Genomic DNA, 26,040 nt, shown 5'->3' with positions numbered 1-26,040 from the left:
GCACTTGTCCCACCCGGCCCGCAGATCCACGCAATGACGGAGGTTGCCATGTTCGACACCATACGCAGGACCGGCAGTTGCCTGTGCGGCGGCGTGCAGTTCTCGGTCCGCGGTCCGCCGCTCCGCATCGGTCTTTGCCATTGCAAGGATTGCCGCAAGGCCGGCGGCTCGGCCTATTCGGCTTTTGCCATCTGGCCGCGGGAGGCCTTCGAGGCGACGGGCCTCGTCAGTTCCTATGGCATGCGCAGCTTTTGCCCGACCTGCGGCAGCCGCGTCGCCTTCGTCGACGACAACGAGGCCGCGGTGGCGATCGGCAGCCTCGACGTCGCGCCGACCGATCTCGTACCCGAATATGAATTGTGGACCTCAAGACGCGAAACCTGGCTGCACGCCTTGCCCCGCACCGAACAGTTCGAGCGCGACCGGCCAGCGGCGAACAGCGCAGAAGTGCCGGGGCCGAGGTCGCTGTCGGACGTCGATGCGGCCGCATGAAATTTGATTTTGCGTTCGCCCTTTCACCGGATGCGCGCCCCGGATTTCATATCCCCTGAGGTATAAGCAAATGAAGATCGTTCATGTGCTCACCAGACTGCTTCGGGCAGGTTCCGAAGAGAACACATTGGCCTGCTGTCTAGCTCAGGCGCGGCACGGCCACGACGTGCTTTTGGTTCACGGCGAGGAGTATGATCCGAGGTTGCGGGCATCCGTTGCCGGAGCCGTCAGAGTGGTGACCCTGGAAAAACTCATCAATTCGATTTCACCATCCCGTGACATTTCTGCATTCGGGCAACTCACTCGTCTTATGCGCGATTGGCGGCCTGACATCGTGCACACACATCAAAGCAAAGCCGGAATCGTCGGCCGGCTTGCTGCCAGGGAAGCCAATATCCCTTGCATCATCCATGGCGTGCACATTTTGCCTTTCGTCCATGTGGGCTGCGCGCGGAGGCTGATATTTCTGGGTGCCGAACGCCTGGCCGCGAAGTTCACGCGCGCTTTCATCGATGTCAGCCAGGCTATGCGCGACATTTGCATCGCCAATCATCTGGGCAGCGCCGATCAGCACCATGTCGTTCACTCCGGCTTCGATCTGGCGCGCTTCGCGAACGCGCAATGGCCGCAAGACCCCCATCTGCTCCTGGGGACGGCTGTCGGAGAGCCAAAGCCACCGGTGATCCTGATGCTGGCCGCACTGGAGCCGCGAAAACGCCATGTCGAGTTCATTGAATCGTTCGGGCAAGTCGTCGACCGAATTCCGAACGTGCGACTCATCCTGGCCGGTGAAGGACCGGCGCGGGCCACTATTGAATCGGCGATTGAACGATCCCCATTCGCAAACAACATTCGCATGATCGGATACCATAGCGAGCCTGAGCGGCTGATCAGTCTAGCAGACGTGTGTGTGCTGACGTCGATGCGAGAAGGACTACCTCGCGTCATGATGCAGTATCTGGCGGGCGGTCGAGCCAGCGTGGTCTCGCATCTGCCGGGAGTGGAGGAGGTTGTGAAGCACGGCGTGAATGGAATTGTGACGCCCGGAGAAGACGTTGGCGCCGCAGCAGCTGCGATCGCCGACCTTCTCCAAAATGAGCACTGGCGCGCTCGACTGGCTGATGGCGCGAAACTCACCGACCTTTCATCCTGGGGGCTGGACGCCATGTGCGATAGGGTCGAGTTGATTTATCAATCCGTTCTTGAAACAGCCCTTTCATCCGCAAGGCCAACCGAGACGCGAATTCGCGATGGCCTCGCCAAGCAACCCTTAGGACTGCACGGATTTTGATCCCTTTGCTCCTTCGAAGGAGCACGGATTTCCAAGGCTTGCTGCTCGAACTTTAACAAACACCTGCTGTCACGCTCCGGTCGACGAATATCGATTGGTCCTGACGGCAGGCAACACAACCGGAGTACGACGATGCGTTTGCGTGCTGACCAGCATTTTCCTTCCAAGCCTTTGCGAATGAAGGATTGGGGCCGACGGCTTTTTCCCGGATTTGAACCTGTCGCCGGCCGCATGCTGGCAATGATTTGTGGTCTCGCCATTGCCTTTGTTCTGCTCACCGCAGATGCATCCCGTGCGGATGGATATACATTCGACACCGGCGACGTCCTGCGCGTATCCGTGATTGGCGAGGAATCCTATCCGCTGGACGTCGTGGTTGATGATCGGGGCTCGATATCACTTCCCATGTTGGGTGATGTTCAGGCGCGCGGCCTCACCAGCGTTGCCCTTTCGCAGGCCATTCAGCGTGCATTTCAGCAGCAGAAGCTCATTCTCGAGCCGTTCGTGAAAGTGGAGATCGGTCAGTACCGGCCATTCTTTATTTCCGGAACGGTGGCTCATCCCGGATCGTACCCGTTTCAACCCGGAATTACCGTTCGCCATGCGCTCACCATAGCCGGCGGCTTTCGGGCCACCGTCGCGGGAAACACGGAGCCGGCCCTGCAAATAGCTGATCTGCGCAGCGCACGCGCAGGTCTGGCGATCGAAGAATATCGTCTGAAGGTTCGGCTCGCCCGGCTTCAGGCGGAAAGCCGGGCGGACAAATCCTTCGTTGCTCCGGCGGATCCGCCGGTTGAGTTTGGCGGACACTTGATTGCCGACATCATTGCGTCCGAACAAGCGCAACTGGACGCCCGCCTTACCGCATATCGGGACGACATTTCTTATCTGGATGTCTCGTTGGATCGGGCCCGGAAGGAAGTAGCTATGGTCGCTGCCGCGCGAAAAGAAAGGGAAAAGACCGCAAACATTCAACTTGAAGAACTGCAGTCTGCCCGGTCGCTGCGGGAAAAAGGTCTGATAACCAACTCGAATGTCATGACGGCGGAAAGAGCCCATACGAGCTATCGCGCCGAACTTGCGCAGACCGAACTGCAGCAGGAGCAGGCGCAGCAGGCGATGCTGAACTCGGAGAGTGAGCTGAGAAAAAAGAAGCAGAGTTATGAAATGGACCTGATCTCGCAAACGCAGGATACGCAGGTCGAGCTGGGAAAAATTCAAAGTCAGATAAGGTATGTTGCCGATAAGCTTCTCTTCATCTTCACATATGGCGAACAGAGGACCTTCGACGACCTGCAAGACTCTGTGAAGATTTCGATTTTCAGGCGCGACCAGAAAGTCGCCCACGACATCGTCGCCGATGAAAATACGGAAGTCAGAGCCGGCGACGTCATCGAGGTTTCGGTTGTGGCCAACAAGGGGTTCTACGCACCGGACACGTCTGGAACAACGGCGGCACCCAATGCCGAAGGACCGGCACTTCAGCCAAGCATTGTCGGCCAATAGCACCAACGGGTGTCCGCTCCATCGAACACGGGCTTGCTGCAGGCCTACCGTCGTCGCTCCGCAACATTGTTGCTTCGTGCCTTGATCGGCCGACCTGATCCGGCCCCGGCTTATCCGGGGTAAGAATCTCATCTCCAGAACCTTGACATGATCTTTGAGACAGCACTGGCAGTCGTCGGAACCGCCTCCGGCGGCCGAATTCCCATGTCGAAACGGAGCAGAGCGGACACCTCCTCAGTGCGGCGGCGCTCCGCAAGACGTTACGTCGCGCCCGGCGCCGCCTTCCTATCGTCCGGTCGTGCATCGCGGGTGCAATCCGCAGCTTGTCGTGCGGATCGGCGTAATCCTGGCTCACCCTTTAGCGACGGAGACTTGTGATGACAGAAAAAGAGCTGAAACCTCCGATTTTTCTGATCGGCAACTATCGGTCGGGGACGACAATTGCACAAAAATTGATCGGGCTGCACCCCGACATCGTTACCTGGTACGAGCCAAAGACATTGTGGCTATACGCCGATCCGGCGCGGCGTCATGACGAATTCGTCGAAACCGATGCCACCGATAGGGTCGCTCGTTACATTCGCGGCCGGTTCCTCGACTATCAGTCACGGCACGGTGACCGGCAAATCATGGAAAACACGCCTGCCAACGTCTTGCGCGTGCCGTTTGTGCACCGGATTTTTCCGGAGGCTATATTCCTCTATATTACGAGGAACCCATTTTCGTACATAAGCTCGATGGAGCTTAAGTGGCAGCGAGCAAAGTCTATCAAGGGACTAATACGCCTCTTGAAAATCACCCCTGTCACACAAATCCATTATTACGCAAAAGATGTTGTAAAACAGATGGTCACGAAAAGACTGCTTGGGAGGAAATACACATCGATCTATGGGCCACGTTACAATGGAATAGATCGGGATCTGAAGGAGCATGAAAAGTTGACGGTGATCGCGCGCCAGTGGGCGCGTGGCAATCGAAGGGCTCGAGAAGATCTCGCCAGGCTGGGCAACGGCCGCGTGCTGTCCTTTCGCTATGAGGATTTGATACAGGATCCGGAGTTGGTCTTGCGCCGCATCTATGAACATTGCGGGCTGAATTGCACCGACGATATCGCTCGCAAGGCCAAGGAGATGATCGACCCTGGCCGCCAGCAGAAGTGGCTCCGCCTCGAAAAGAAAGACCTGACGGCGATCATACCCGAGGTCCGGGATGAGATGGAATTCTATCGCTACGAAATTCCGTCGCTTCTTCAATAGGTGAGGCGCGTAAGGCGCGGGCGGTCGGCACGGCGGCCGAGCCCCCATCATGACTAATGCGATCGGGACATTGCGGGCATGTCGCCGAGCATCAGCCGTCGCTCGGCGGATCCAGGGTCGACGCAACCTGTTTCGGTCGGCCGAGGAGTGGAGACAGACGTGAGCAACAACAGGCGCGGGCTGGCAAAACAAAGTGTCGTGGGCATGTTCTGGACGTCCTTGTCCATGGGTGCCCTCGCACTCGCGGAGCTTGTCGCTCTTCTCATCCTGGCCCGGCTGCTATCGCCCAATGAGTTCGGTCTTTACTCGGCAGCGCTGATCGTCATCAAGTTTTCGGCGATCTTCCAGGGACTTGGCATTACCCCCGCGATCGTCCAACGACCTGTACTGGAAGAGCGGCATATTCGGGTCGGATTCACTTTGTCGTGCCTCCTCGGCCTATCTGTGTCCGCGTTGGTCTGGGCGATGGCACCGGCAATTGCCGGCCTCCTTCGGCTCGCCGATCTGGCTCCCGTCGTTCGCGTCATCTGCTTGGTGTTCCTTTTCCAAGGGGCTTCCATGGTCGCATTGGCCGCGGCCCAGCGCGCGCTGCGATTTCGCTGGCTGGCGCTCGTCGATGCCTGCGCCTTCGCGATGGGCTACGTCATTGCCGGTCCGCTCCTGGCTTGGCTCGGCTTCGGCATCTGGGCCCTTGTCGGCGCGCTCCTGATCCAGCAATTCATCCGCATGGTCGTGCTGCTCGCGGGTCAGCCGCATCCGATGCGGCCTTTGCTTGAGCGGGGCACCATCATCGAACTGCTCTATTTCGGAAGCGGTTTCACCATTGCCCGGGTATGCAATTACCTGGCCACCCAAGCGGACAGGCTTGTCGTGGGCCGCTGGCTCGGCGCCGATGCACTTGGACTGTACGGCCTGTCGTCACAACTGATGACGACGCCCGCGGTCATCGTCGGTCAGGTTCTCGATCGGGTGCTGTTCCCGACCATGGCGCTGGTCCAGGAGCAGCCCGCGCGGCTTGCTCGTGCCTATCGCAGCGCAGTCGCGGGTTGCGCTCTGCTTGTCCTGCCGGCCAGTGTGGTCGTGGCGATCGTCGCCCCGGAACTGGTTGCGGTCATTCTCGGGCGAGGATGGGTAGGGGTAGTCGCCCCGCTCCAGATTCTAGCGTTCAGCATGCTGTTCCGCACGAGCTACAAGCTTAGCGATTCCGTCTCGCGCGCAACAGGAACGGTCTACGCTCGCGCCTGGCGCCAGGCGGCTTTTACCATCGGCGTCTTCGCCGGCTCCCTCATAGGGCAATTCTGGGGCATAGAGGGCGTGGCGTTCGGCGTCGGCGCGGCCTTCGGGATCAACTTCTTGCTCATGGCACAGTTGAGCCTCCGCGTGACCGGGATGACATGGGGGGACTTCCTTGTGGCACACCTGCCCGGGCTCGCGCTCGCGGGCGTTGTCGGAACCGGCGTCTGGGCACTGGTGGAACGGCTGCGCGAGTTCCATCTATCTCCTCTTCCCCTGCTCATCGATACGGCATTGCTGGCATCTGCCGGGGGCTTGCTGCTGTGCTGGATCCTGCCCTCGCTGTTTCTTGGGCGAGACGGGCAATCACTGCTGCGCTTGCTCGCTGCGGTAGCGCCCGCCTGGCCCAGGATGAAGAAGGCAATTGACTAGTCAACGACAGAACATTTGGGCCGCGGCTTTCGTGCGCTGCGTTACCGCCATGCTCGATCTGGGTATCGGAACTGACGCTCTGTCGGGCACGTCGCAATTCCGGATTTAATCGAGAGAAATGCGAAAAGGAAATCCAACATGGCTAAACTGCCTGAGCTTCCCTGGGGTGACGCGAAACTCTTGATGACGGAGTTCGGCATCGACGCCTGGATCAAAGGCGACGGGCTGAACATAGACAATTGGGCCCAGCCCAGCGGATCAGCGAGCGGCAGCGAGACTCCGCGCGTACTCTCCGAGCTTGGCGATGGGCTCGCTGCCGAAACCGGCAAGGGCAATCAAACCACCAGCTTTGATCCCGCCACAAACCCGCTCGATCTCGTCTCCGAGCATCAGATCACGCCGGCATGGGGGAACGAGGGCGGATTGAAACCGACTGGCCTCACCGAGGCGGCAGCCAGACTTGGCATTCATCTGGACAGCACGCTTCTCGACAGGCTTGCGGCGAAGGCCTCTGGGTTGTGGCACAATGTGGAAAAGGGTCACGCCGACAGCTTTCTGACCTCTACCACCACTATCCCTGAGGCAGTTGCTGACGTCGGCACGGTCTCGACGCGCGCCGCGGTCACCACCAGCAGCCTCCTTGCTGCCAGCTCTAGTGCGATCGACCCGATCTTCGAGACTAGGGTGGCGACCGCCGGCGACGATGTCGAGGAGAAGGGCTCGGGCTCGATCTCGACCAACATCAACGACCTTGAGCTGGGCTATGACAGCAGCACCCGCCAGACGGTAGGCATCCGCTTCACCGGGATCGACATACCGCAAGGTGCCATCATCACCAGCGCCTATATCCAGTTCCAGGCCAATGAGGTGAAGACCGGCGCGACCTCGCTGCTGATCAAGGGCGAAGACACCGACGACGCGAGCGCCTTCACCAGCGTCAGCTTCAACGTGTCCTCGCGCGCGGCGACGGACGCGTCCGCCGCCTGGACGCCGGACCCGTGGACCACCGTGGGCGCCCACGGCTTGGCCGAGCGCTCGCCGGACCTGTCGGCGATCGTGCAGGAGATTGTCAACCGCTCGGGTTGGGCGGCGCTCAACGACATGGCATTTATGGTCACCGGCACCGGCACGCGCACGGCCGATTCATACGAATACAATCCGGCCAGCGCACCGCTGCTGCACATAGAATATCTGCTGCCTGGATCCGGCAATCCGGTGGCCTTCAACACCCCGGCCGACGCCAACGCCGCCGCCAACCAGATCGCCGAGCTTGCCGCGGCAGGTGCCCCCACCGGGATCACCGCCTCGGCAACGGATCCCGATGCCGGATCGACCGTCACCTACAGCATCAATGACTCGCGCTTTGCAATCAATTCCAGCAGCGGCGTCATCACGCGCTCAGCCACCGGCACGCTCGACTTCGAGACCCAGCCGTCGATCAATCTGACAGTGACGGCAACCTCCTCCGACGGAAGCACCGCCAACCAGGCCTTCAGCCTTGCCGTCCTCAACAGCCCTGAGCCGGTCGCTTTCAACTCCTCGCCGGATGCCAACCCCGCCGCCAACCAGATTGGCCAGAACGCCGCCGCCGGCACGGCGATCGGCATCACCGCCTCGGCAAAGGATCCCGATGCCGGATCGACGGTCACCTACACGATCGATGACACCCGCTTCGCCATCAATGCCAGCACCGGTGTCATCACGCGCTCGAGTACCGGCACGCTCAACGCGGCGTCGGAGCCGTCGATCGCCCTCACCGTCACGGCCACCTCGTCCGATGGCAGCACCGATACCCACGCCTTCAACGTCAACGTCATGGCCAACCAGCTGCCGACGTCGTTGACCCTGGCACATACTATCCCGACTTCGCTGTGGTCGCCGCCGAGCCCCGACCCCACTGATATCGTCTATATCTCTCACTTGGGCACGCTGCTTGTTGCCGACAGTGAAGTGGACGAGATGTCCATTTTTACCGGCAAGAATCTCTACCAAACGACTCTGAGCGGCAATCTTGTGGGAACACTCACGACCGTCAGTTTCTCCGACGAGCCCGCCGGGATCGCTTATAATCCTGCTAACCACCATCTCTTCTTCGCGGACGATACCGGCACCAAGAGCGTGTACGAACTGAACCCCGGCAAGGACGGACTTTACAATACGTCCGACGACATCGTGACCTCGTTCAGGACGTCGGCATTTGGCAGCACGGACCCGGAAAGCATTGCCTATGATACCAAACGTGGCGTCCTGTATGTCGCGGATGGCTCAACACAGACGATCTACACCGTCGCACCAGGTCAGAATGGCAAATTCGACGGCGTCGCGAGTACGGGCGGCGATGACATCGTAACGAGTTTTTCTGCGCGCGCGCTGGGAACCCCCTCTGACGAAAGCATCGCGTATGACCCGGTCAACGACCTCCTTTACATCATTCAGTCGCGCAACTCAGTGGCAATGGTTACAACGACAGGGGAGCTTTTGGGCACGCTCGATATCTCCTCAGCCAACTTGAAAAAACCGGCCGGATTGGCGCTGGCGCCCAGCAGCGACGATCCGAGCCATCATATGAGCCTCTATATCGTCGATCGGGGCGTGGACAATGACTCGAATCCAACCGAGAACGACGGCAATATCTACGAATTCCATTTCAATGATTGGCTCGTCTGAACCGGCACGACGCGATGGCTCAATCCCTTGGCGCGCACGTCACGCCGGCCGAAAGCCGGGTAGTGGGTCAGTTTGAAATCTGACCGCCAACGAATATGCCCGTTAGCATCTCGCTCGCCTAGAAAAAGGCGAATGGGCATGCCATGTTTAAGCCATGACCAAGACCCCGCTGAATGCACTGGTGCCCGCAAAGAGACCATCGAAGGCAATCCCGATCCCAAGCACGTCAGCACGTCATTTGCAGAGCGCCAGAACCTAACCATGCGGATGCACATGCGCCGCTTCACTCGCCTGACCAACGGCTTCTCAAAGAAGGTGGAAGCTCACGCCAATGCGGTCGCGCTTCACTTCATGTATTACAATTTCGTGCGCATCCACCAGCAATGGCCGCCGGCGTCACTGACAAGCTTTGGGAGATTGCGGACATCGTTGCGCTGATCGAGGCGAAGGAAGCTGAAAAGCCGATGGTTCGCGGTCCTTACAAAAAGCAAGCCGCTGTGTAAGGCCTGCGGCGCTCGGAATGGGGTAAAAAATGGGGCGCGTTCCCAATTGCGCCCCGTAAGCGGAGTTCTGCGCTCTTACTTGTTGCCCGGCCCACTAGTCGTGGTTGTCGTCGAGCAATTGTTACAGTCGGTCTTGCCATTATCCACCTGACCGCTTGGTCCGGTCGTTGTGGTGGTCGTGGTCGTCCCGTTATCATTGTTTGGTGGATTTCCGCTATGTCCTTGTTCAGTGGTGGTTGACGTAGTGCTGCCTTTAGGGTCCGCAAACGCGGGAGCCGAGGCTGCGAATGCAAGTGCCGTCGTGACGATAAGAAGCGTTCTCATTTGTATTCCTCCCCAAGACGCTTCACACGCCGCATCTTTGGAGGCATGGCCTCTGTGCCTAATATAAGCATACTCTAATAAAATTTGAAGACAATCTAAATCGCGTTATGGGTGCTGGAAAACCTCGACGTGAGCAATTTCAAACTGACCCACTACTGAAAGCCGCGTTGATTGTAGTTCGGAATGATGTCAATGCAATGTAGCCCGGACCGCTCGCGGCACTTGGCGTGCCGCGAGCGGTCCGGGCTTCCAAATGAAAAGGCTGGAGCCCTATGTCCTCAAGACGCTGTTTTCAGCGACCAGGATGCACCAGGAGCTTACGCCTGGCCGGGAGGACCGGAGTGAATGTGGTTCTTGTCTCCCCAACCGTTGCCCGGGCGTGAGCCGCCCGATTTGGCAATCGCCCTGGAGTTCAAGCTTGTGCCGAGCAAGAGCGTCACAGCCGGCGGCGTAACCGCCGCAAAACGCCCCGCCTTCTTGAGAAATTCACGGCGCGCTTGAGCCTCCGAGACCAGGGTTTCCGGCGTCGGTCCCGAGCGTTTTGTGCTTTCAGTTGACATGTCAGACCCCTTCACAAACTTTCGCAAATTCACAGCTTTCACATTAAGCTTGCTGATACGGCGGTACTAGTTCTCCAAAAGGCTTAGATTTTCGTACGAGGGTTGAAGAGCGTGCGAGCGATGCGACGCAAGAGGTAGGACGGTCGACGTCGCCCCAAACCGTAGGCACGTGAAAACCGCCATGTGCCCCACATCAAATTGCCGGCCAGGCGCAACGGGGCGCCGATGATGGGGTGGGTCGCCGTGAAGATGCGCCTCCAATGCTGGAAACGGACCATTGGGCGTTGTGCACATTTTGCCGGGATTCTGGTCCCAAAGAAATAGTGCAGGGCCAACAGCTGAGTGTCGAGCGCATTGCGGGCGCTTCGATCCGACATGGATGCCTGCAGTACCGTCCAGTCCACGTCGTCGCTTTCCGCCAATCGGGCCAGATCATGAAGGTGTCTGAGATCTATCCTTCCGCGCCAATAATCTCCCTCCTTGAGAAGGTCGTGCACCATCCAGTGCAGGGCGCGAGACTGAGCAGACGGAATCTTCACCCGAAGACCGTCTCGCTGAACGAGCTTGGGGGGGTCAAAGCCGTTCGCCCGGCTCGTCCGGAGTTCCAGCATGCCGGCGTCCTGCTGGCGGGCCATGCCTCGAGCGCCCGCCACATCGACGTAGCCAAGCTTTTCGAGACAGGCTCGGGCGATCGTCTCTTCGGGCGGTTCCACGGCTAGATCGAGGTCACTCGTCATCCTGCTGGGAACCCGGCCGGCCGGCGAAAGGAACAGGGGAACGGCCCCCTTGAGCAGAAACGGAACGACGTCGCGGCTGTTGAGGGCCGCAACGGCTTCATGCAGTTGGATACGCAAGCGCAGGTTCCGTTCCCGATTGCAGTCGTGAACGAACTCAAGGTACTCGCGCACGTCCTGCGGAAGATGGTGGGTCTGTCCGGCGCGCGCGAGCGACGAGAATAAATCGGGTGTGAGCAGGGTGTGATTGGCCAGAGCAATCACGGCCCGCCAATCGGTCCGGTCGGTCGGACTGCCGCGCAGCCCGGCGACCAACCCCTGCAGCGCGACGCCCCTGCTGATCATCGGCACGCTTTCGTGATCAGTTGTACCGCATCATCAAGCCTCGAATAGGCCAGGCAATAAGTTCGCGCCGATCCGATGAGTTGGACCAGGACGTCAAACGCGGTGCCGCTCAGCTCTCCGCCGGGTGCAAGCGCGCCGTTAAGAAGACCGCGCAATGCGTTAGCTGGATCGACCGGCTCCAGGCTAGCTTTCGAGTCGCGACGCCGACGGAGCAGGACCACACAGCCGATAGGTAGGGGAGCGGGAGGCAATGGCACGAACGCCTTGGGTACGGCAAACCGTACACGCTTGCGATCTGGGCGGCGACAGACTGGAACGGCACCGAGGTCGGGGCAGTATTCGGCCAGCAGCGGCCATGCTCCCGCCTTGACTGCTGGGGCAAACGGAAGGCCAATGCCATGCCCTCTAGAGTCCAGCAGCGTCACATCATCTGCGGCAAAGCCAAATCCCGCATGGACCAATGCCAAGGTCAGCGTTGTCTTGCCGGCGCCCGGATTGCCACAAAGAAGAACGATGCGTTCATTTCTGAAAAGCGCTGCCGCATGGAGAGCAAGTTCATAGGCGCCGTGATCCAGAACCTCGGTCAGCAATTGCCCCTTCAGCATGACGGGTAGTTCGTCGCACGAGCAGGAGGAAATCCACTCGCCATCCCGCAGCAGGTGGACCCGCCCCCCATGTCCGACCACCTCGAGCAGAACGTCGGCAGTCTCTCTTTTGACCTCAAGGTGCTGAAACACGGTGATTGCGGGAAAGGCGCAGGCTGCCGGATAGACGATGCGTATGTTGAGGCCCGCAACGGACACCACCTGGCTCACGGCCTTTTGACCTGACGAAGCAGACAAAGGCGCGAAGGGCCGTATCAGGTTCAGCCGCTGCCAATCCTCGAGCGCAGCCTGGACATGCCTGTCTGCCTCAAGCCTATGAACGCCACCGCGCGTCATCTCGGCCGAAATGGCTTGCGGTGACATGCCTTCTTCCAGAGCGCGCCAGATGTCGGCAGCAGTATCGTTGACGGCGAAAATGGCCTTCCGGGATGGGCTGAACAGGATGTTTTGTCCCCTGACACGTGCCAACCGCCCCTGAATCACAAACGTCCCAGGACTGTGATCGGCGGGGCCCGACACCACACTTCTGTCAATCGCCTCGTGCTGGTTCATGGCGGTGATGGTCCAAGCTGTTGTTGCAAGGCAGGTTGCATGCGAGCGCCACAAGACTTCGCAGTTCGGATGATCATTGCCGACGGCCGCAACTTCTCACAGCACTTCGTCGGAGAACCGAACCACGTCCTGGTGGGTCGCGATCCACTGGAGATGCGCCTTGTTCCAATATTCGCGGGCGTTGGCGCCCGTCAGAAATCTGAAACCAGACGGCGGCAGCGGCAATGCGGAGGGGACTGGCTCATCGGGCAGCCACAGCAACACGTTGTCGCGACTTTCAATCGTCAGCCGCCATGTTCTTTCCAGGCGACGCAATCCACGCATGTTAGCGGCAGCCAATGCAAAAACCGATTCCGTGATCCTCAACCTGGGTGACTGATCGACAGCCTTGATCGGCGCCTGGTGTGTGATTTCGCCCTTGGAGAGAAAGGCGTGCATACGGATTAGGGATCCATCGATCCGTACGGTTTCTCCTGTTCCGTCCCGTTCGTTTGACGCAGGATCCAGGCTGATCCCGGAGAAACATCCGTCGAACAGGCAGTCTTCAATGATGCCGCTGAGGAGATAGTCGTTCTCCACCGCATCATCCCTGATTTCGCTGAGCCAGCATCCTTTTAGACGAAAGCCGTCGGCGTGCTCGGCAAAACGAATGCCGTCCCAGCAGCGGCGCGCACGAACACCCTCTATTGTCGCGTCGGTGGTTCCGTCCCTGACAAGCAGAGCCGCGCTATTGCAGTAGGTGTCCCGCCAATCGGACGTTAGCGGCACCTGGCCGTCGAAGCGGCCGCCGACAAAGCGAACGCCGGGGCAGTTGCGGATGACGACAGGATACCGATTGACCGGCAACGGCCCCTCGTCGCAGCCCATCATTGCGCTGGGATCGATGTTTCTGCTGTTGGCAACTGTGAAGGCAGCATTGCGAGCGTTGATAGTTGCTCCCGGCTGGAGATTCCGGATCAATTGCTGTTCGAAGCCATACTCACCTGCCAGAACGAACTCGTTGCCTTCCGGCGTCTGTCCATCTTGGGCTTGGCACAAGCCGGGCAACAGGACGATTACAGGATAGACGCCGGCGACGCTCATGAATAAACGGCGATCCATGCGCGTGCTCATTGACCTACCGAATCGCACAGCCGATGCCGTTTGAGGCAGGCCAGGAGCACAGCATCGAGAACCCTTTCGGCGACGTCTTCGGGTGAAGCAAACCTTTCCACGACGACCGCAGCCAGTACGCCGGCGTGATCTTCCGTCCCCATCCCCCCCTCAAGATCGGCCGCAATCTCGCGGCAAGCACGGTCCGCTGTCAACCAGAGATCAAAGTCGCGGTCAGGAGATGCCCTTTGCATCCGCGAGGACCGATCGCCCCTTTTCTGAAGTCGATCTCGTGCCACGCCGAGCTCGCCGCGCAGATGGACAAAAGCTATGTCGTGCACTCCAATGGCGAACAGAATATCAAGCCACTTCTCGGATGTCGCCCGATGCCGACTCTTGAGCAAAATGGACAAGAACCCCTGCAACAGACCCTGATCCATGATAGCAATGGTATTCTTTTCTGCTCTCTCGCTTTGGACATAGGCAACCAGAAACGAAAGATTCCAGATGACTCTGGCTGCATCGACAATTGATGATTGCCCGCTTTCGATGACAAAGCGCGCAATTCGCGCGAACAGGGAGCGAAACTCACGATCCTTAAATCTTGGTGCAATAATACCGATCCTATAGATTTGGCGGCCGATGAAATTTCTGGCCTCCCACGCTACTCGCACATCGGCTACCAACGGGCCGCACCGCCGTAGGCCGTTCGCTAACAGGGTGGATGCGGTTGTCTTTCCAATTCCGGGGAGACCAAAGAATTCCACAAATCGGATGTCTGTTTGAAGCGCGCATGGTTCGACGCTTGGCGGCAAGCCAGCCCTTTGGTCACGAGCTGTGTGCGTAATCACTGGATTCAGGTGGAAGCTGATTTTCGGAAGGTTGAAGAACAGCTCAATGTTGAAATAGTTGGGACCCGGTCCCCGCGTACAACTTTGGACGCTCAAGACCGGTCTGCAATGATCGTTGCATGCCGCGGTAGAAGATGAGCAAAGCCAACGGCAGCCAGAAGAAGGCCGCAGTTGATGGACCGAAGGAATCGCTCATCTGGTTTGCGACGATGTAGTTCCACAGGGAAACCGACGCTCCGAGCACCATCACATTCACTTCCGCCGCCTGGTCGCTCCCCCTGTCATTGCCGAGCAATGTGCACAGGACGGCGCTAACCAGATATGCCAAGACAACGAGAACCATGATCGACACCAACGCGAGTCCAGGCACTCCCAGTGTTCTGAAGAAGTCGATGAACAAATTGTGGCTATGGGGAGCGATATGGCCCACCGGCTGCCCTGCCCCCACTCCCATGAACGGATGCGACAGGCCGAGATCTATCGATATGGACCACAGGCGCTGTCGCGATACCACCGAATGCGCCTCGCCTCCGGAAAGTTGAAGAGCCAGAAGGTTGTAAGCCCGTGGGTTCAGGGACTGCAATGCCATCAGGCTCACTTGGAGCAATATCGGAGCGACAACGGTTCCGACTATTATTTTTACGGGACTCTTCTTTCTTCTGATCAGATATATACTGTATAATCCGAAGAATGCACCGAGCCCCGCCACACCGAGAACGAAGTTTGTCTTTGAACCCGATTTCACCAGACCCAAGAGCACCGCAACGAGGCAGCCCAAGAGAAGAACTCGATGCTTGCGAGATGAGACCATCTTCGCGGCGATAAGGGGCAGACCGGCCGACAAGGCGATCCCGAGCTGGTTAGAGTGCTTGAAATAGCCTTCGGCCCGATCCGCGAATCTGGCATCGCCCAGTCCGATTGCGACAAGACAGGATGTTACAACGCTCATGATGACTATCGCCATCACAACCCTGTCGACTGCCACGAGACCCTTGGGTCTCGTGGAGATCGCTGCGACTGCTGGAATAATCCCGAAACCAAACACTTGTGCGAAAACCGCGCGCATCGTCCTGAGCGGATTGTCTGCGTAGAGCATCGACAGCAGGGACAGAATGATGATGAAAGCAGATATCATCAGCACCGCAGTCGCCAAGGTCGCTTCGACCCGATGGAGTCGTCTTGCCGTTTCGGCATAGGCACCGATGCTTAAGAGGGCGCAGAACAGAGCCAGCAAGAAGGAAAGCGAGCCATCCGTTCCGGCAATCCGCGTTGCGCCAGGGAACCAGATGGACACGATCAGCAAAAGAACGGATGCCTGCAGCATAGATGAGTTGTCACACCGAAAGCATTGTGCGGGAACTTCGCGCCGACACAGCCCTGCCCCAACGCGCAACGTCCAGCGCCTTGTTGTCCTGAGTAGCAGCACCGATAAACACAGGCTCAGCATTCCCTGCGCGGATTGTATTTCATTGCATGCTGCCGCATGGCGGGTGAATCTCCGCATACCTATTTACAAGCAGCGTAGGCTCGGCAGGTGGACAAGGAAATGAGCGAAAAGGGGGCATTTGGACAGGGTGCTCTACGCCTTTTGTGCTAAGCGGCGGAGTTGCAGCGATTTCCGCCACTTGATTGAGCTTCGGCGAGACTGTGCAGCCGGATTGAGTGTTGGTGCCGATTCGCAGATATGGGAGACTTGGGTATGGCACACTGAGTCTTCCACCCATAGGAGATCGCCGTGCTTTGGGGCCTTGTCGCCGTAGGTGTAATCGGCATTTTGCTGGGATTGCGTTTTCGAGCAGCTGCGCTCATCATCATGACCGCGGCGACTGTCGTGGGCGGCGCCGTTGCAGGTGGAATCGGCAGTGATTGGCACCGCCTGCTTTCAATCCTGCTTCTCGTTGTCGTTCTGCAGTGCACCTATTTGCTCGGCCTCTTCCTTGGCGTCGTGTGGCGCCGAGGCATGTCACGTGAGCAGTGACGGTCTGCGGCTGCCGTTTCGCCGCGCCCGGTGCCGCACCTGTTCGCCATTGCGGTCGCGAAAGCACGCTGCGGTTTTGGGACGACGACAGCATGAGGCAGGAAATTTGCGATGCGCTCATCAAGATGCACGGTCGAATTTCATCACGGCGAAAACAGTCCGCACGAGAATAACGACATCGGCCCATAGGGACCATTCCCGCACATACCGGCTGTCGATGGCGACACGGCTGGGATAATCCATTGCGTCTCTGCCTGTCACCTGCCACAGGCCGGTTAGCCCCGGCCGGGTTTTTAAATAGTCGATCGCAAAGGAGTCGTAACGTTTCAATTCGTCCGGAACGACCGGACGAGGGCCGACGCAACTCATCTCGCCGCGCAGCACGTTAATGAGTTGCGGCAGCTCATCCAGGCTCGACTTCCTGAGAATATGCCCCAGGAATGTGATGCGCGGGTCGTTCTTGAATTTCCAATTCTGCTCCCACTCCTTGGCGGCTTCGGGATTGCTCGCGAGATAGTCGGCTAGAACCCGCTCCGAGTTGGCCACCATGGTCCTGAACTTGTAGCAGGCGAAGCGCTTGCCGTTGAATCCTACCCGGGTGTGTGAGAATACCGCCGGTCCCCCGTCGGTCACCAATATCAAAAGGGCAACCGCCAGCATCACCGGTGCAGCGAGAACAAGCGCGATCAATGCGACAGTCACGTCCACCATCCTCTTGGGCCGGCCTCCAAGCGGATGGACGTTTTGTCGGATGCGGATGCCGGGTCTGCGGCGCTTTATGTCGAATGCGCTGATTGTCACGGGTTTTTACCAAGAAATGCTGCTGATGTTGGCCCACTTCACTGCGGCTTGTCATTGTCGGCAAGAGAAGCAAAGGAGGTAGCGCCATACCCTGCGCTCGTTACCCCTTTGCCTGATAGGCGCGTCGGCGGCGTACGTCGGTAAGCCTTCTGATCAAACGGCGTATCACCTGCATCCGTTTGCTGCAGTAGCGGATCGGCAGGTTCGGCAGTATTGCAGAGCTGCATTCCAATTCGTTCGGCGACCATAACCATAAGGTCAAAGCGCCAACCAAGTTCAGGCCGTCACGCTCTGGCAAGGATAGGATATAAAGGAACCACGTTTGCTAAATGCGCAGCGCCGCTCAGGCGTCCGTCAATGCAATGCAGGAAGTGCACATGCATCGCACTTGAGGCGAGACCCGGCAGGCAGTTGATCGCTCAAAGGATATCGCCGGCCTATCTGATATTGGGGAGCGCCCAACGTGGTGCCCAGCTTGATGCCTTCGTCACGTGATTTACCCGCAAAGTCGTTTGCTGTTGATGTTTCGGAAATCGACATTGCCGGAGTACTTGCTATCGTGCGCAAGCAAATAGCCTCGCTTGATCTCGATCTCTCTGGCCTCACCGTGGTCGTTGGCGCTACGACAGGATACCAAGCGGTGACCGCCACGGTGGCGGCGCTCGCCAATGCCAGCCGTGTCGTTGCGCTCACCCGCATCTCCTCTCGACATCCGAGCTTCGCGGCAACTGCAGACGCGACGTTGGCATTTGCCAAGCACGCCAAGGTCGCCGAACGCGTTGAAGTCACGAACCGCATCGACAGCCGCAAATGGCAGGATGTCGACATCGTTACCTACTGTCCCCAGGTCGGGCCGATTTCGAGATCGCTTATCGAACTCTTGCCCTCGCATGCGGTTGTTTCGCTGATGGCTGAACCATGGGAGCTTCGGCCGGGCGTCGTGGACTTCGACGCCTGCGACGAGGCCGGCATCAAGGTTGCCGCTCCCAATCTCAGCCACCCAGCTATAGACCTGCTGCCGGAATTCGCGCGGCTATGCTGCATCCTGCTCGGCGATGCCGGTGTCGATCAACGCGCCGCGAGGATCGCCATCGTCTGCGACACGCCCTGTGCACCATTCTTTGAGCATACACTACGCGAGGGGGGGGCCAGTGTAAGCGTTTTTTCGCACCCCGAGCTCCTGACCGGCGATGCATGGGATGTGATCGTGGTCGCGATGAGGCCCTCCGACAAACCACCAATGGACATCAACAGCCTAGGCCGTATTGCCCGGAACTCGCGCCAAGCGCTGCTGGTGCAGTTCAGTGGCGGGATCGATCGCTCGGCCGCCAGTTATTTCGGCCTCAGGATCTGGCCACCGAAGCGGCCCACCATTGGTCAGCTAGGCCTTCCACTTGACGTACTCGGACCGGTTCCAATGATCCGCAGACTGACGGGTGGGCTGAAGGTCGCGGAAGCCGCATATCGGGGCGCGGAGCTCGGAGAGGACAGCATTGGATTTCTGGTGAAGGCAGGGTCCGCGACGGTTGGTCGGGAACGTGCCTGAACACCCGCCGAGAGTGCCTGTCTCGCGAAAAGGCTCGGACGAGACGATCGACCTTCGGTTTGATCAGAACGGCGAACCGCTAGCCCGCCATTTACGCATCCAGCAGTTGTATTGCTGGAGTCGTCCAGGCAAGGACCGATCGAAGGCAGCCTTCAAAGCAACATCTGTCTAAGTTTGTACGCTACCTCCGTGCGATTCGTAGCCTTCAGCTTTTTCATGATATTGCGGATGTGGACCTTGACGGTGCTCTCACAGAGGTTGAGTTCGTAGGCAATTATCTTGTTCGCTTTGCCCTTCTTGAGCGCCTCCACGACCGCCGCCTCGCGTATGGTGAACATACCGGCGAGCGGACGGGCACCGTTTGCCGACGAGTTGATGACCTCTCGGAGCGCCAGCACGCAGCTGGCGGGTACAAAGATTCCTCCCGCGCGAGCGAGACCAATGGCCTCGGCAGCGACCTTCACCGTCACGCTTGTGGGAATGTAGCCACGGGCGCCGCATTCGAGTGCGGCGAGAACCTCCGCCGGCTCGTCGGAATCCACCACGACGATTACGGGTACGGCGCCAATCTCGGCAATGAAGTGCGCAAGTTCCGCCCGATTAGTCTGGTCGGAGACCTTTCTGGAACCAAGGATGACGAGGATCGCAGACGGCTCCGCTTCCCCGGCAATGTGGTGGATTTCGTCGAGCGATCCTACCGCGCTAACGCGCAAAGTGGGGTTGTGTTCGACAAGGCCACGGGCAAGGCATTCACGCTCAAGTGCTCGCTTGTCGACAATCATGACAAGACCTTCGCCTCGATGTCCGTCTTCGAGAGCGGACGTGCTAAGGCCATTTGCGGCCGGCATCTGCCCGTTGTGTAGCGGCCTTGTCGCGTCATTCGAAAAATCGGAAGTTTGGGGGTGTGCCATCGACTTACCTGCTCCTCTCCGCCGCTGACTTTGCCTTTTCTCCTTTTGGTTTGGCTCCCTAGCAAAAGCTTGTCAGCGTGAACTGATACGCTCATTTTACGTGTGTCAGGCTGCTTAGGTCTTAGGAATGGATTTAAGGAGTAGGCATACGCCGCCCCAACGCACGGACGTACGGCTTCCCTGCCCTTTAGAGGTAACCCAACCTGGAAGGCATACTACGATGCTGTGGAAAAGACGCATTAATCCTGGTTAACAATTTGTAATTATATCTTAGCTAGCTAATATGTCAGCCCCTAACAGCATCGGATTGTCCAGGCTTGATGCCACACCAAAAAGTGTATGCGGAATGTCTCGACATGAGAGGTGCAAATTTGCGATTCGGAGGAATCGGGCCGCAATTTTAGGGAACCGCACTGACCGCTGCCGGTCCACACTCCCTTAGGCGCATCCCATGCTGCTCGAACCTAATTCGTCGTAGGTCAAAAGGAGATGTGCGCGCAGGACCAGAAAAAGCTCGTAATATGCTGGCAGGGAGACCGCCACTTCCCCGGCCTTCAGTGACCAGCGCACGTCCGTACCTCGTTCGTATGCTTTGCACATATCTGGCATGATCGCATATAGTCCCCCAGCCCCCGGCGCGGTTTCTCACAACTGCCCGTCGGTCAGGCCCGGTGTCCTAGCCCATCCCAACAAGGGGGTGCCGGGCCGCTCCATCCCAATCCTCGTTGACTAAAGGCCCGCCGCCCCATTTGCGGGACGACGGGCCCTCGCCCAGCCCACACCTATCAACGCAATTGCGGTGCCAGGCGTGCTGACCCATAATGGGTCGCATTTGGCCACGGCGGACGGGCTTCACATCAGAGCTGGCAGCAACGATAGTCTCAGCGTGATTGGCATGGGATGGCGCCCCACCACAGGGCCTTCGTGATCAGAAGCCTTGCAATCCGAGTTAGGCGGACCTGACCCATTGATTGGGCCATTCGACGGACGCGCTCCCGATCTTCTTGCCTGATCTCCCGGAAGCGCAGATCGTGACAGCGGCGAGCAGGAGGGTTATGAAGAGCCAGAGATAGGCTTGGAGATGACCATGCCCATCGGGGACGAGATCGGATCGCCTGGTATATTACAGGGGCGCCTTTCGGATTGCATCGCGTGGCGGACTGCCGTGGATGAGAGCCGCCGGACGCCGATCCTTAACCTGTCCTTGTTCCACCGCAGTAAGCGCTATTCACCGAGGTACGGCCGGTGGTGGAACGCGATGGCATGCTAATCCCCAGAGATGACGAGCGCATGAAATTGCGCCTCGACGAGAAGCGCGAGGGATCCTTTTAGCCGTGCGCCACGTGGCAAAGAGCTTTGCACCCGCCGACGGCGTCCGCGACTATCTGGCGGCACAGGAGAAGAAGTCGCTGCTGCGCTTCCTCACCTGCGGCTCGGTCGACGACGGCAAGTCGACGTTGATCGGCCGCCTTCTGTCCGACACCAAGCAGATCTTCGAGGATCAGCTTGCAGCACTCGAGCGCGATTCCCGCAAACATGGCACGACGGGAGACGACATCGACTTCGCGCTTCTGGTCGACGGCCTCGAGGCCGAGCGCGAGCAAGGCATCACCATCGACGTCGCCTACCGCTTCTTCGCCACGCCCAAGCGCAAGTTCATCGTCGCCGACACGCCCGGCCATGAACAATACACCCGCAACATGGCGACCGGCGCCTCGACCGCGGATCTCGCCATCGTGCTGATCGATGCGCGCCAGGGCGTGCTACGCCAGACCCGGCGCCACTCGATCATCGCCTCGCTGCTCGGCATCCGCCACATCGTGCTGGCCGTCAACAAGATCGATCTCGTCGATTTCGACCAGGCGGTGTTCGATCGCATCGTCGAGGATTACCGGCAGTTCTCGCATGAGCTCGGCTTCCAGACGATCGTGCCGATCCCGATGTCGGCCCGTTATGGTGACAATGTCAGCCGCCCATCGGAAAGCATGGAATGGTATTCCGGCCCGACGCTGATCGAGCATCTCGAGACCGTGTCGGTTGACGAAGCGATGGTCGAACTGCCGTTCCGGTTCCCGGTGCAGTATGTCAACCGGCCCAATCTCGACTTCCGCGGCTTTGCCGGCACGATTGCCTCCGGCTCGGTTGCGCCCGGCGACGAGGTTGTTGTCGCCAAGTCCGGCAAGTCCTCTCGCGTTAAGCGGATCGTCTCGTATGGCGGCGATCTCATCCAAGCGGCTGCCGGCCAGGCCGTAACACTCGTCCTTGACGACGAGGTCGAGATCTCGCGCGGCAACATGCTGGTTTCGCCGGCCGCACGGCCGCAGGTCGCCGACCAGTTCGCCGCCAACATCGTCTGGTTCGATGAGGCAGCGCTGCTGCCTGGCCGCTCCTACCTCCTGCGCACCGAGACCGACCAGACCAGCGCCACCGTCACCGATCTGAAATATCGGATCAATGTCAACAACTTTGCCCATGAAGCGGCCAAGTCGCTCGACATGAATGAAGTCGGCATCTGCAACATCTCGACGCGGACGCCGATCGCCTTCGACACCTTCGCCGACAACGGCACCACCGGCGCCTTCATCCTGATCGACCGCATCTCAAACGCCACGGTCGGCGCCGGCATGATCCTGCATACGCTGCGCCGCGCCGAAAACATCCATTGGCAGTCGCTCGATGTCGGCAAACGCGTGCGCGCCGACATGAAGAACCAGCGGCCCGCCATATTCTGGTTGACCGGACTGTCGGGCTCCGGCAAGTCGACCATCGCCAACCTGTTCGAAAAGAAGCTGTTCGCCACCGGCCGCCATACTTATATTCTGGACGGCGACAACGTCCGTCACGGCCTCAACCGCGACCTTGGTTTCACCGACGCCGACCGCGTCGAAAACATCCGCCGCGTCGCCGAAGTCGCCAAGCTGATGGCCGATGCCGGGCTGATCGTCATCGTCTCCTTCATCTCGCCCTTCAGCGCCGAGCGCCGCATGGCGCGCGAGTTGATGGCCGACGGCGAGTTCGTCGAGGTGTTTGTCGATACGCCGTTCGAGGAATGCACCCGGCGCGACCCGAAGGGCCTCTACGCGCGGGCGCTGAATGGCGAGATCAGGAATTTCACCGGCGTCGATTCTCCCTACGAAGCGCCGGAAAACCCGGAAATCCATCTCAAGACACTCGGCAAATCGGCCGAAGAGATGGTAGACGCCTTGGAACACTGGCTGAACGATCGCGACATTGCCGATGACAGCGGCGGCGGCCTCTGACGACAGGCTGATGCTCGAAATCTCCGAGCGGCTGGCGCTCGCGTGCCGGGCGCGAGGTGATGCGCGTATTCCACACCGGCTGTGCGGTGGACCGCGAGAGAAGCCGGATGTCATGGGCTCTTACTGATGCAATCGTTGTCGCTATTCTAGGCGACCTCAGTGCCACATTTTCTCCCTGAACCATTTGAGAAAACTGTTCTCAGCGATTACCCGGCGGACTCTGGCGGCAGCCCATTGCCCTCTTATCGTGGTCCCGACATGGCAACTGCAGACGATGTCGTGCAATTCCCAGTCAGACAGTTCGAAGAAGCGCTTTGCTTCCCCATAGGTGTCATCTTTCAGGCCGGCCACACGCAGTACCGGATCCTCGAAGGCCACTGTGATTGGCGAACCCTCACTGCGTGCTGCGTCGCGGGCTTGCCACTTCAGATGCTCAGTCTCAGTCAGCGCTCCCAAGCGTCGCTCGGGATGTTCGTCTAGCAACTTTGCCCAGCGCTCGATGCGCTGTTGCCGGGTCATGATCGTCGACAAGGGTTCCACTTCTGCGATTGTCTGCAGTTGGCTTCGGGTTTGGTGTTTCATGGTCGGCTCCTTTTGATCGAAGTCCCCTTCTCAACAAAAATTATCGCGCCACGACGCGCTGACAAGGCCGGGTAAGCGGTTTCTCGACGGACAATCGCGATTGGCAAATTTTGACTAATACTGCGCATTGCTCCGCCGCCGCCGACGCCCGAACAGACCCACGTCCCACAGCAAAAAGGCGAGTTCTTTTCAGCGCTGGCGTCATCATGAGCGCCTCCCCCGATACTCACGGCCCGAACTACTTATGTACCGTTGCGACTTGGGAACCGTTTGAGCGCAAGCAAGCCCACATCGCGAAACCCGCCACCGGCGACTAGATGGGCGCTATCCGCCGCCATTTCTGATTGCTGTCAGTCGCAACAGGAACACCGGCGACGCTCGCGCTTCGCTGTGCCATGTGCGATCGCATGAGCGATCAAACGACGAACACGTCGTGATAGGTCAGGGCCGCCCCGGGCTCTAGGTGGGCGATTTCCACCTGGGGGGTCGATTTCGAGCCGTCGGGATCATAGGACAGAACGCCCGTGGTCCGGTTGTAGAGCAGGTAATCGTTGCTGTGTTCGGCGTGTTCTCGCAACTCGAAATAAGACGAGTTCACGTGTGTCGGGCTGGACAAGGAACCGGAGCCGAGCTTGGTGAAGACGGCACTGTCGAGATAGAGCGCGTCATGTTCCGCGTCGAAGTCGGTGAGTGTGTCGACATTGCCGGGGCCATAGGCCGTGTCAAACACGAAGGTGTCCTCGCCCCTGCCACCGGTCAGCACGTCGTTGCCACCCAGGCCCCGCAGTGTGTCGTTGCCAGCCAGGGCATCAAAGGTATCGGCCGCGCTAGTGCCGACAAAAGTATCGTTCCCGGTCGTTCCGTGGGTCGGGTCGGTCGGCGGGATCGGAGGTGACGGTATCGGGTCGGTCCCGTCATGGGCTGCATGCCAGGCCGCCTTGGCGTTGGCCCAGTAATCGCGGGCCGCCTGGCCTTGAAGGACCGTCCAGCCGGCGGGCGGCATTGGATAATCCGCCGGCAGCGGCGTGTCAGAGAGGTTGAGATAGTAATTGCCGTGCGACTCGACCGTCTTGTCCCAGGCCCGCTGCACCCGCTCGAAGCCGTTGTGGTGAACGTCTGTGATCGCCACCACGCAGTCGATAAAGTGCAGGCTGGGTACGATATCGTCAGCGCCTGTGCCCTTGTCGAGTTTGAATGGCGAACCGTGGGTCATCTCGCCTTTGCGTAGGTACTCTCCCATGCCCAGAAGCATGCCATCCATGCTGACCGTGTTGTCAGACCCATCCACGTCACCGTCGCCAAGGCTCACTCCGGAAAACACGTGGTCGAACAGGGAATCCCGGATGGTGCCGCCGATGACGTCGTCGTCCTCGACCGCGTCGTCGCGTGAGTTGCCGACATAGCTATCCTCGATAAGGAAGGTGCCAGTGCCGCCGACACGGATGCCATCCCAGGGCTGGGTGATCGTCCAGTCGTCGATGACAAAGCTGTGGGCTGAATTTATACGCATTGCGGCGGAGTTGACGTAAATGTTCTCCCAGTCGCCGGTTTGGGAGACCGTGCCGTTGATCGTGCCGCCCAAAGCCAGGAGATTGTCGCCGGGGTTGACGACCGCGAAGGGATAGAGGTTGGTGGGGCTTCCCTGATTGGCGACGATCCACGAGGCGTTGGTGGCATCGATAAGGGTGTCGGCGGGCAGACCGGATGCTTTATATTGGCGGTAGCCATAGTCGCCGCTCAAGACAATGGTGTTCGTATAGGCCATGCTTGGCCACCTTTCACACCCGTCGCCCTCTTTCCCCACGTGCCTGAAGCCAGAAAGGCCTGCACACATCAGAGCCCCGTCGGCGATATCGCGCAAATCACAAAATATGACAAAATATCGGACACCCACGTCCAATTACAGCGCCCGCGGATAAGTACGTTGATCCCGCTAGAGAGCTACCACGACCAGTCGGCAAACCATCTCGTTGACGAGCGCAGGCGCCCGCGCAAAGTCGCGGTCCATGGGTGTTCCTTCCTGATGATGGGCTATCGTCGGCGCCAGGAGGAACCGAGCGGATGAAGAAGTACGACGAACCCAGAGGGGACGGGGTGAAGCATCCGAGGTCTTGGTCGGAATTGCGTCCCGGCTTGCGCGAGGAGATCGCGAAGAGGTGGCCGCTTTCATCGACAGCTCTCCCGGTTCGTAGCTTCGCCTAAATGCCCGTCGTTGCCGCCGATTACCGCATACACCGTCGAAAGTTCCGGGACAGCGAAACAGTCGAATCTTGCGGCCCCCATGTCTCTCTTGCCATGAGCGGATCTTCGGAACCGAAGACTAGTCAGGCCAAACGGCGCTAAAGGCGCCGAAGGCCCAGCATAAGGGCGGTCATCGTTGCGCTCGCGCAAGCCACCGCTAGCAGAGCGACAACGCCTGCCGAATCGGACTCTGCATGGGCGGTGCGCCGCGCGATCGAAGCGCCTGTGCGCCAGATCGCCGAGAACGCCGGCGCGGAAGGCTCGATCATCGTCGGCAA

19 protein-coding genes and 1 pseudogene are annotated in these 26,040 nt (G+C 59.2%); 10 read left to right on the top strand and 10 right to left on the bottom strand.

All coding sequences use genetic code 11. From position 1 onward, the window contains the following. Positions 1–48 precede the first annotated feature (48 nt). The 7 genes and pseudogenes from FJV77_RS29665 to FJV77_RS29635 all read left to right on the top strand — a co-directional run. Positions 49–492, top strand: coding sequence for a GFA family protein (locus FJV77_RS29665; RefSeq protein ID WP_142869926.1), 444 nt, complete (start codon positions 49–51; stop codon positions 490–492). 70 nt (positions 493–562) lie between these two features. After that, positions 563–1,783, top strand: coding sequence for a glycosyltransferase (locus tag FJV77_RS29660; RefSeq protein ID WP_142869925.1), 1,221 nt, complete (start codon positions 563–565; stop codon positions 1,781–1,783). A 132-nt stretch (positions 1,784–1,915) separates the two neighbouring features. Beyond that, entirely contained in the window at positions 1,916–3,289 is a 1,374-nt protein-coding gene (locus tag FJV77_RS29655; protein WP_246691419.1) for a polysaccharide biosynthesis/export family protein, read from the top strand. A 377-nt stretch (positions 3,290–3,666) separates the two neighbouring features. Continuing rightward, positions 3,667–4,545 carry a sulfotransferase gene (locus FJV77_RS29650; RefSeq protein WP_142869924.1) on the top strand — a complete coding sequence of 293 codons (879 nt, stop codon included), beginning with the start codon at positions 3,667–3,669 and terminating at the stop codon, positions 4,543–4,545. A gap of 159 nt (positions 4,546–4,704) precedes the next feature. Beyond that, a complete protein-coding gene (locus tag FJV77_RS29645; RefSeq protein ID WP_246691418.1) occupies positions 4,705–6,210 on the top strand; it encodes a lipopolysaccharide biosynthesis protein in 1,506 nt (501 codons plus the stop codon). A 138-nt stretch (positions 6,211–6,348) separates the two neighbouring features. Beyond that, positions 6,349–8,877 (top strand): RTX toxin, encoded by a 2,529-nt coding sequence (locus FJV77_RS29640; RefSeq protein WP_246691417.1) that lies wholly within the window; start codon positions 6,349–6,351, stop codon positions 8,875–8,877. Positions 8,878–9,057: 180 nt separating this feature from the next. Beyond that, positions 9,058–9,380 (top strand): annotated as a pseudogene (locus FJV77_RS29635) (IS1 family transposase); the annotation flags it as partial. A 967-nt stretch (positions 9,381–10,347) separates the two neighbouring features. Here FJV77_RS29635 and FJV77_RS29625 read toward each other — a convergent pair. The 5 genes from FJV77_RS29625 to FJV77_RS29605 all read right to left on the bottom strand — a co-directional run bounded on the left by FJV77_RS29625 (position 10,348) and on the right by FJV77_RS29605 (position 15,767). Continuing rightward, a complete protein-coding gene (locus FJV77_RS29625) occupies positions 10,348–11,343 on the bottom strand; it encodes a nucleotidyltransferase family protein (RefSeq protein WP_142869922.1) in 996 nt (331 codons plus the stop codon). Next, positions 11,340–12,500 (bottom strand): PqqD family peptide modification chaperone, encoded by a 1,161-nt coding sequence (locus tag FJV77_RS29620; protein ID WP_142869921.1) that lies wholly within the window; start codon positions 12,498–12,500, stop codon positions 11,340–11,342. The genes FJV77_RS29625 and FJV77_RS29620 overlap by 4 nt, the downstream gene beginning before the upstream one ends. 96 nt (positions 12,501–12,596) lie before the next feature. Further along, entirely contained in the window at positions 12,597–13,613 is a 1,017-nt protein-coding gene (locus FJV77_RS29615; protein ID WP_246691416.1) for a hypothetical protein, read from the bottom strand. Continuing rightward, a complete protein-coding gene (locus tag FJV77_RS29610) occupies positions 13,610–14,278 on the bottom strand; it encodes a hypothetical protein (protein ID WP_142869920.1) in 669 nt (222 codons plus the stop codon). Before FJV77_RS29610 ends, FJV77_RS29615 begins: the two co-directional genes overlap by 4 nt. Before the next feature lie 208 nt (positions 14,279–14,486). After that, positions 14,487–15,767, bottom strand: a complete 1,281-nt coding sequence (locus FJV77_RS29605; protein WP_185970470.1) for an O-antigen ligase family protein — start codon at positions 15,765–15,767, stop codon at positions 14,487–14,489. Positions 15,768–16,178: 411 nt separating this feature from the next. Here FJV77_RS29605 and FJV77_RS29600 point away from each other — a divergent pair, with 411 nt between their 5' ends. Continuing rightward, entirely contained in the window at positions 16,179–16,421 is a 243-nt protein-coding gene (locus FJV77_RS29600) for a hypothetical protein (RefSeq protein ID WP_142869918.1), read from the top strand. Positions 16,422–16,541: 120 nt separating this feature from the next. On the opposite strand, the gene FJV77_RS29595 is transcribed toward FJV77_RS29600, so the two are convergent. Further along, complete coding sequence (locus FJV77_RS29595; RefSeq protein ID WP_142869942.1) at positions 16,542–17,132, bottom strand: sugar transferase; 591 nt, start codon at positions 17,130–17,132, stop codon at positions 16,542–16,544. 553 nt (positions 17,133–17,685) lie between these two features. On the opposite strand from FJV77_RS29595, the gene FJV77_RS29590 reads away from it, so the two are divergent. Then, complete coding sequence (locus tag FJV77_RS29590) at positions 17,686–18,768, top strand: hypothetical protein (protein ID WP_142869917.1); 1,083 nt, start codon at positions 17,686–17,688, stop codon at positions 18,766–18,768. Between the two features lie 152 nt (positions 18,769–18,920). Here the strand turns inward: FJV77_RS29590 and FJV77_RS29585 are convergent, their stop codons facing one another. Beyond that, positions 18,921–19,550, bottom strand: coding sequence for a response regulator transcription factor (locus FJV77_RS29585; protein WP_348643845.1), 630 nt, complete (start codon positions 19,548–19,550; stop codon positions 18,921–18,923). A 1,463-nt stretch (positions 19,551–21,013) separates the two neighbouring features. On the opposite strand from FJV77_RS29585, the gene cysN reads away from it, so the two are divergent. Then, on the top strand, positions 21,014–22,939 hold the full coding sequence (gene cysN, locus FJV77_RS29580; RefSeq protein ID WP_142869915.1) for a sulfate adenylyltransferase subunit CysN: 1,926 nt from the start codon (positions 21,014–21,016) through the stop codon (positions 22,937–22,939). Between the two features lie 156 nt (positions 22,940–23,095). Here cysN and FJV77_RS29575 read toward each other — a convergent pair whose 3' ends face one another. The 3 genes from FJV77_RS29575 to FJV77_RS32710 form a co-directional block, all read right to left on the bottom strand. After that, positions 23,096–23,521: a hypothetical protein gene (locus FJV77_RS29575; protein WP_142869914.1), complete on the bottom strand. Its 426-nt coding sequence runs from the start codon at positions 23,519–23,521 to the stop codon at positions 23,096–23,098. Positions 23,522–23,936: 415 nt separating this feature from the next. After that, entirely contained in the window at positions 23,937–25,286 is a 1,350-nt protein-coding gene (locus tag FJV77_RS29570) for a calcium-binding protein (RefSeq protein WP_142869913.1), read from the bottom strand. A gap of 574 nt (positions 25,287–25,860) precedes the next feature. Continuing rightward, positions 25,861–26,040, bottom strand: a 180-nt coding sequence (locus FJV77_RS32710; protein WP_142869912.1) for a hypothetical protein, incomplete at its 5' end; no start/stop codon positions are given.

It is taken from the genome of Mesorhizobium sp. WSM4306, from assembly GCF_007003975.1.
In the GTDB taxonomy this organism is placed as follows: Bacteria; Pseudomonadota; Alphaproteobacteria; order Rhizobiales; family Rhizobiaceae; genus Mesorhizobium.
This window is presented reverse-complemented; position numbering and strand designations above follow the sequence as displayed.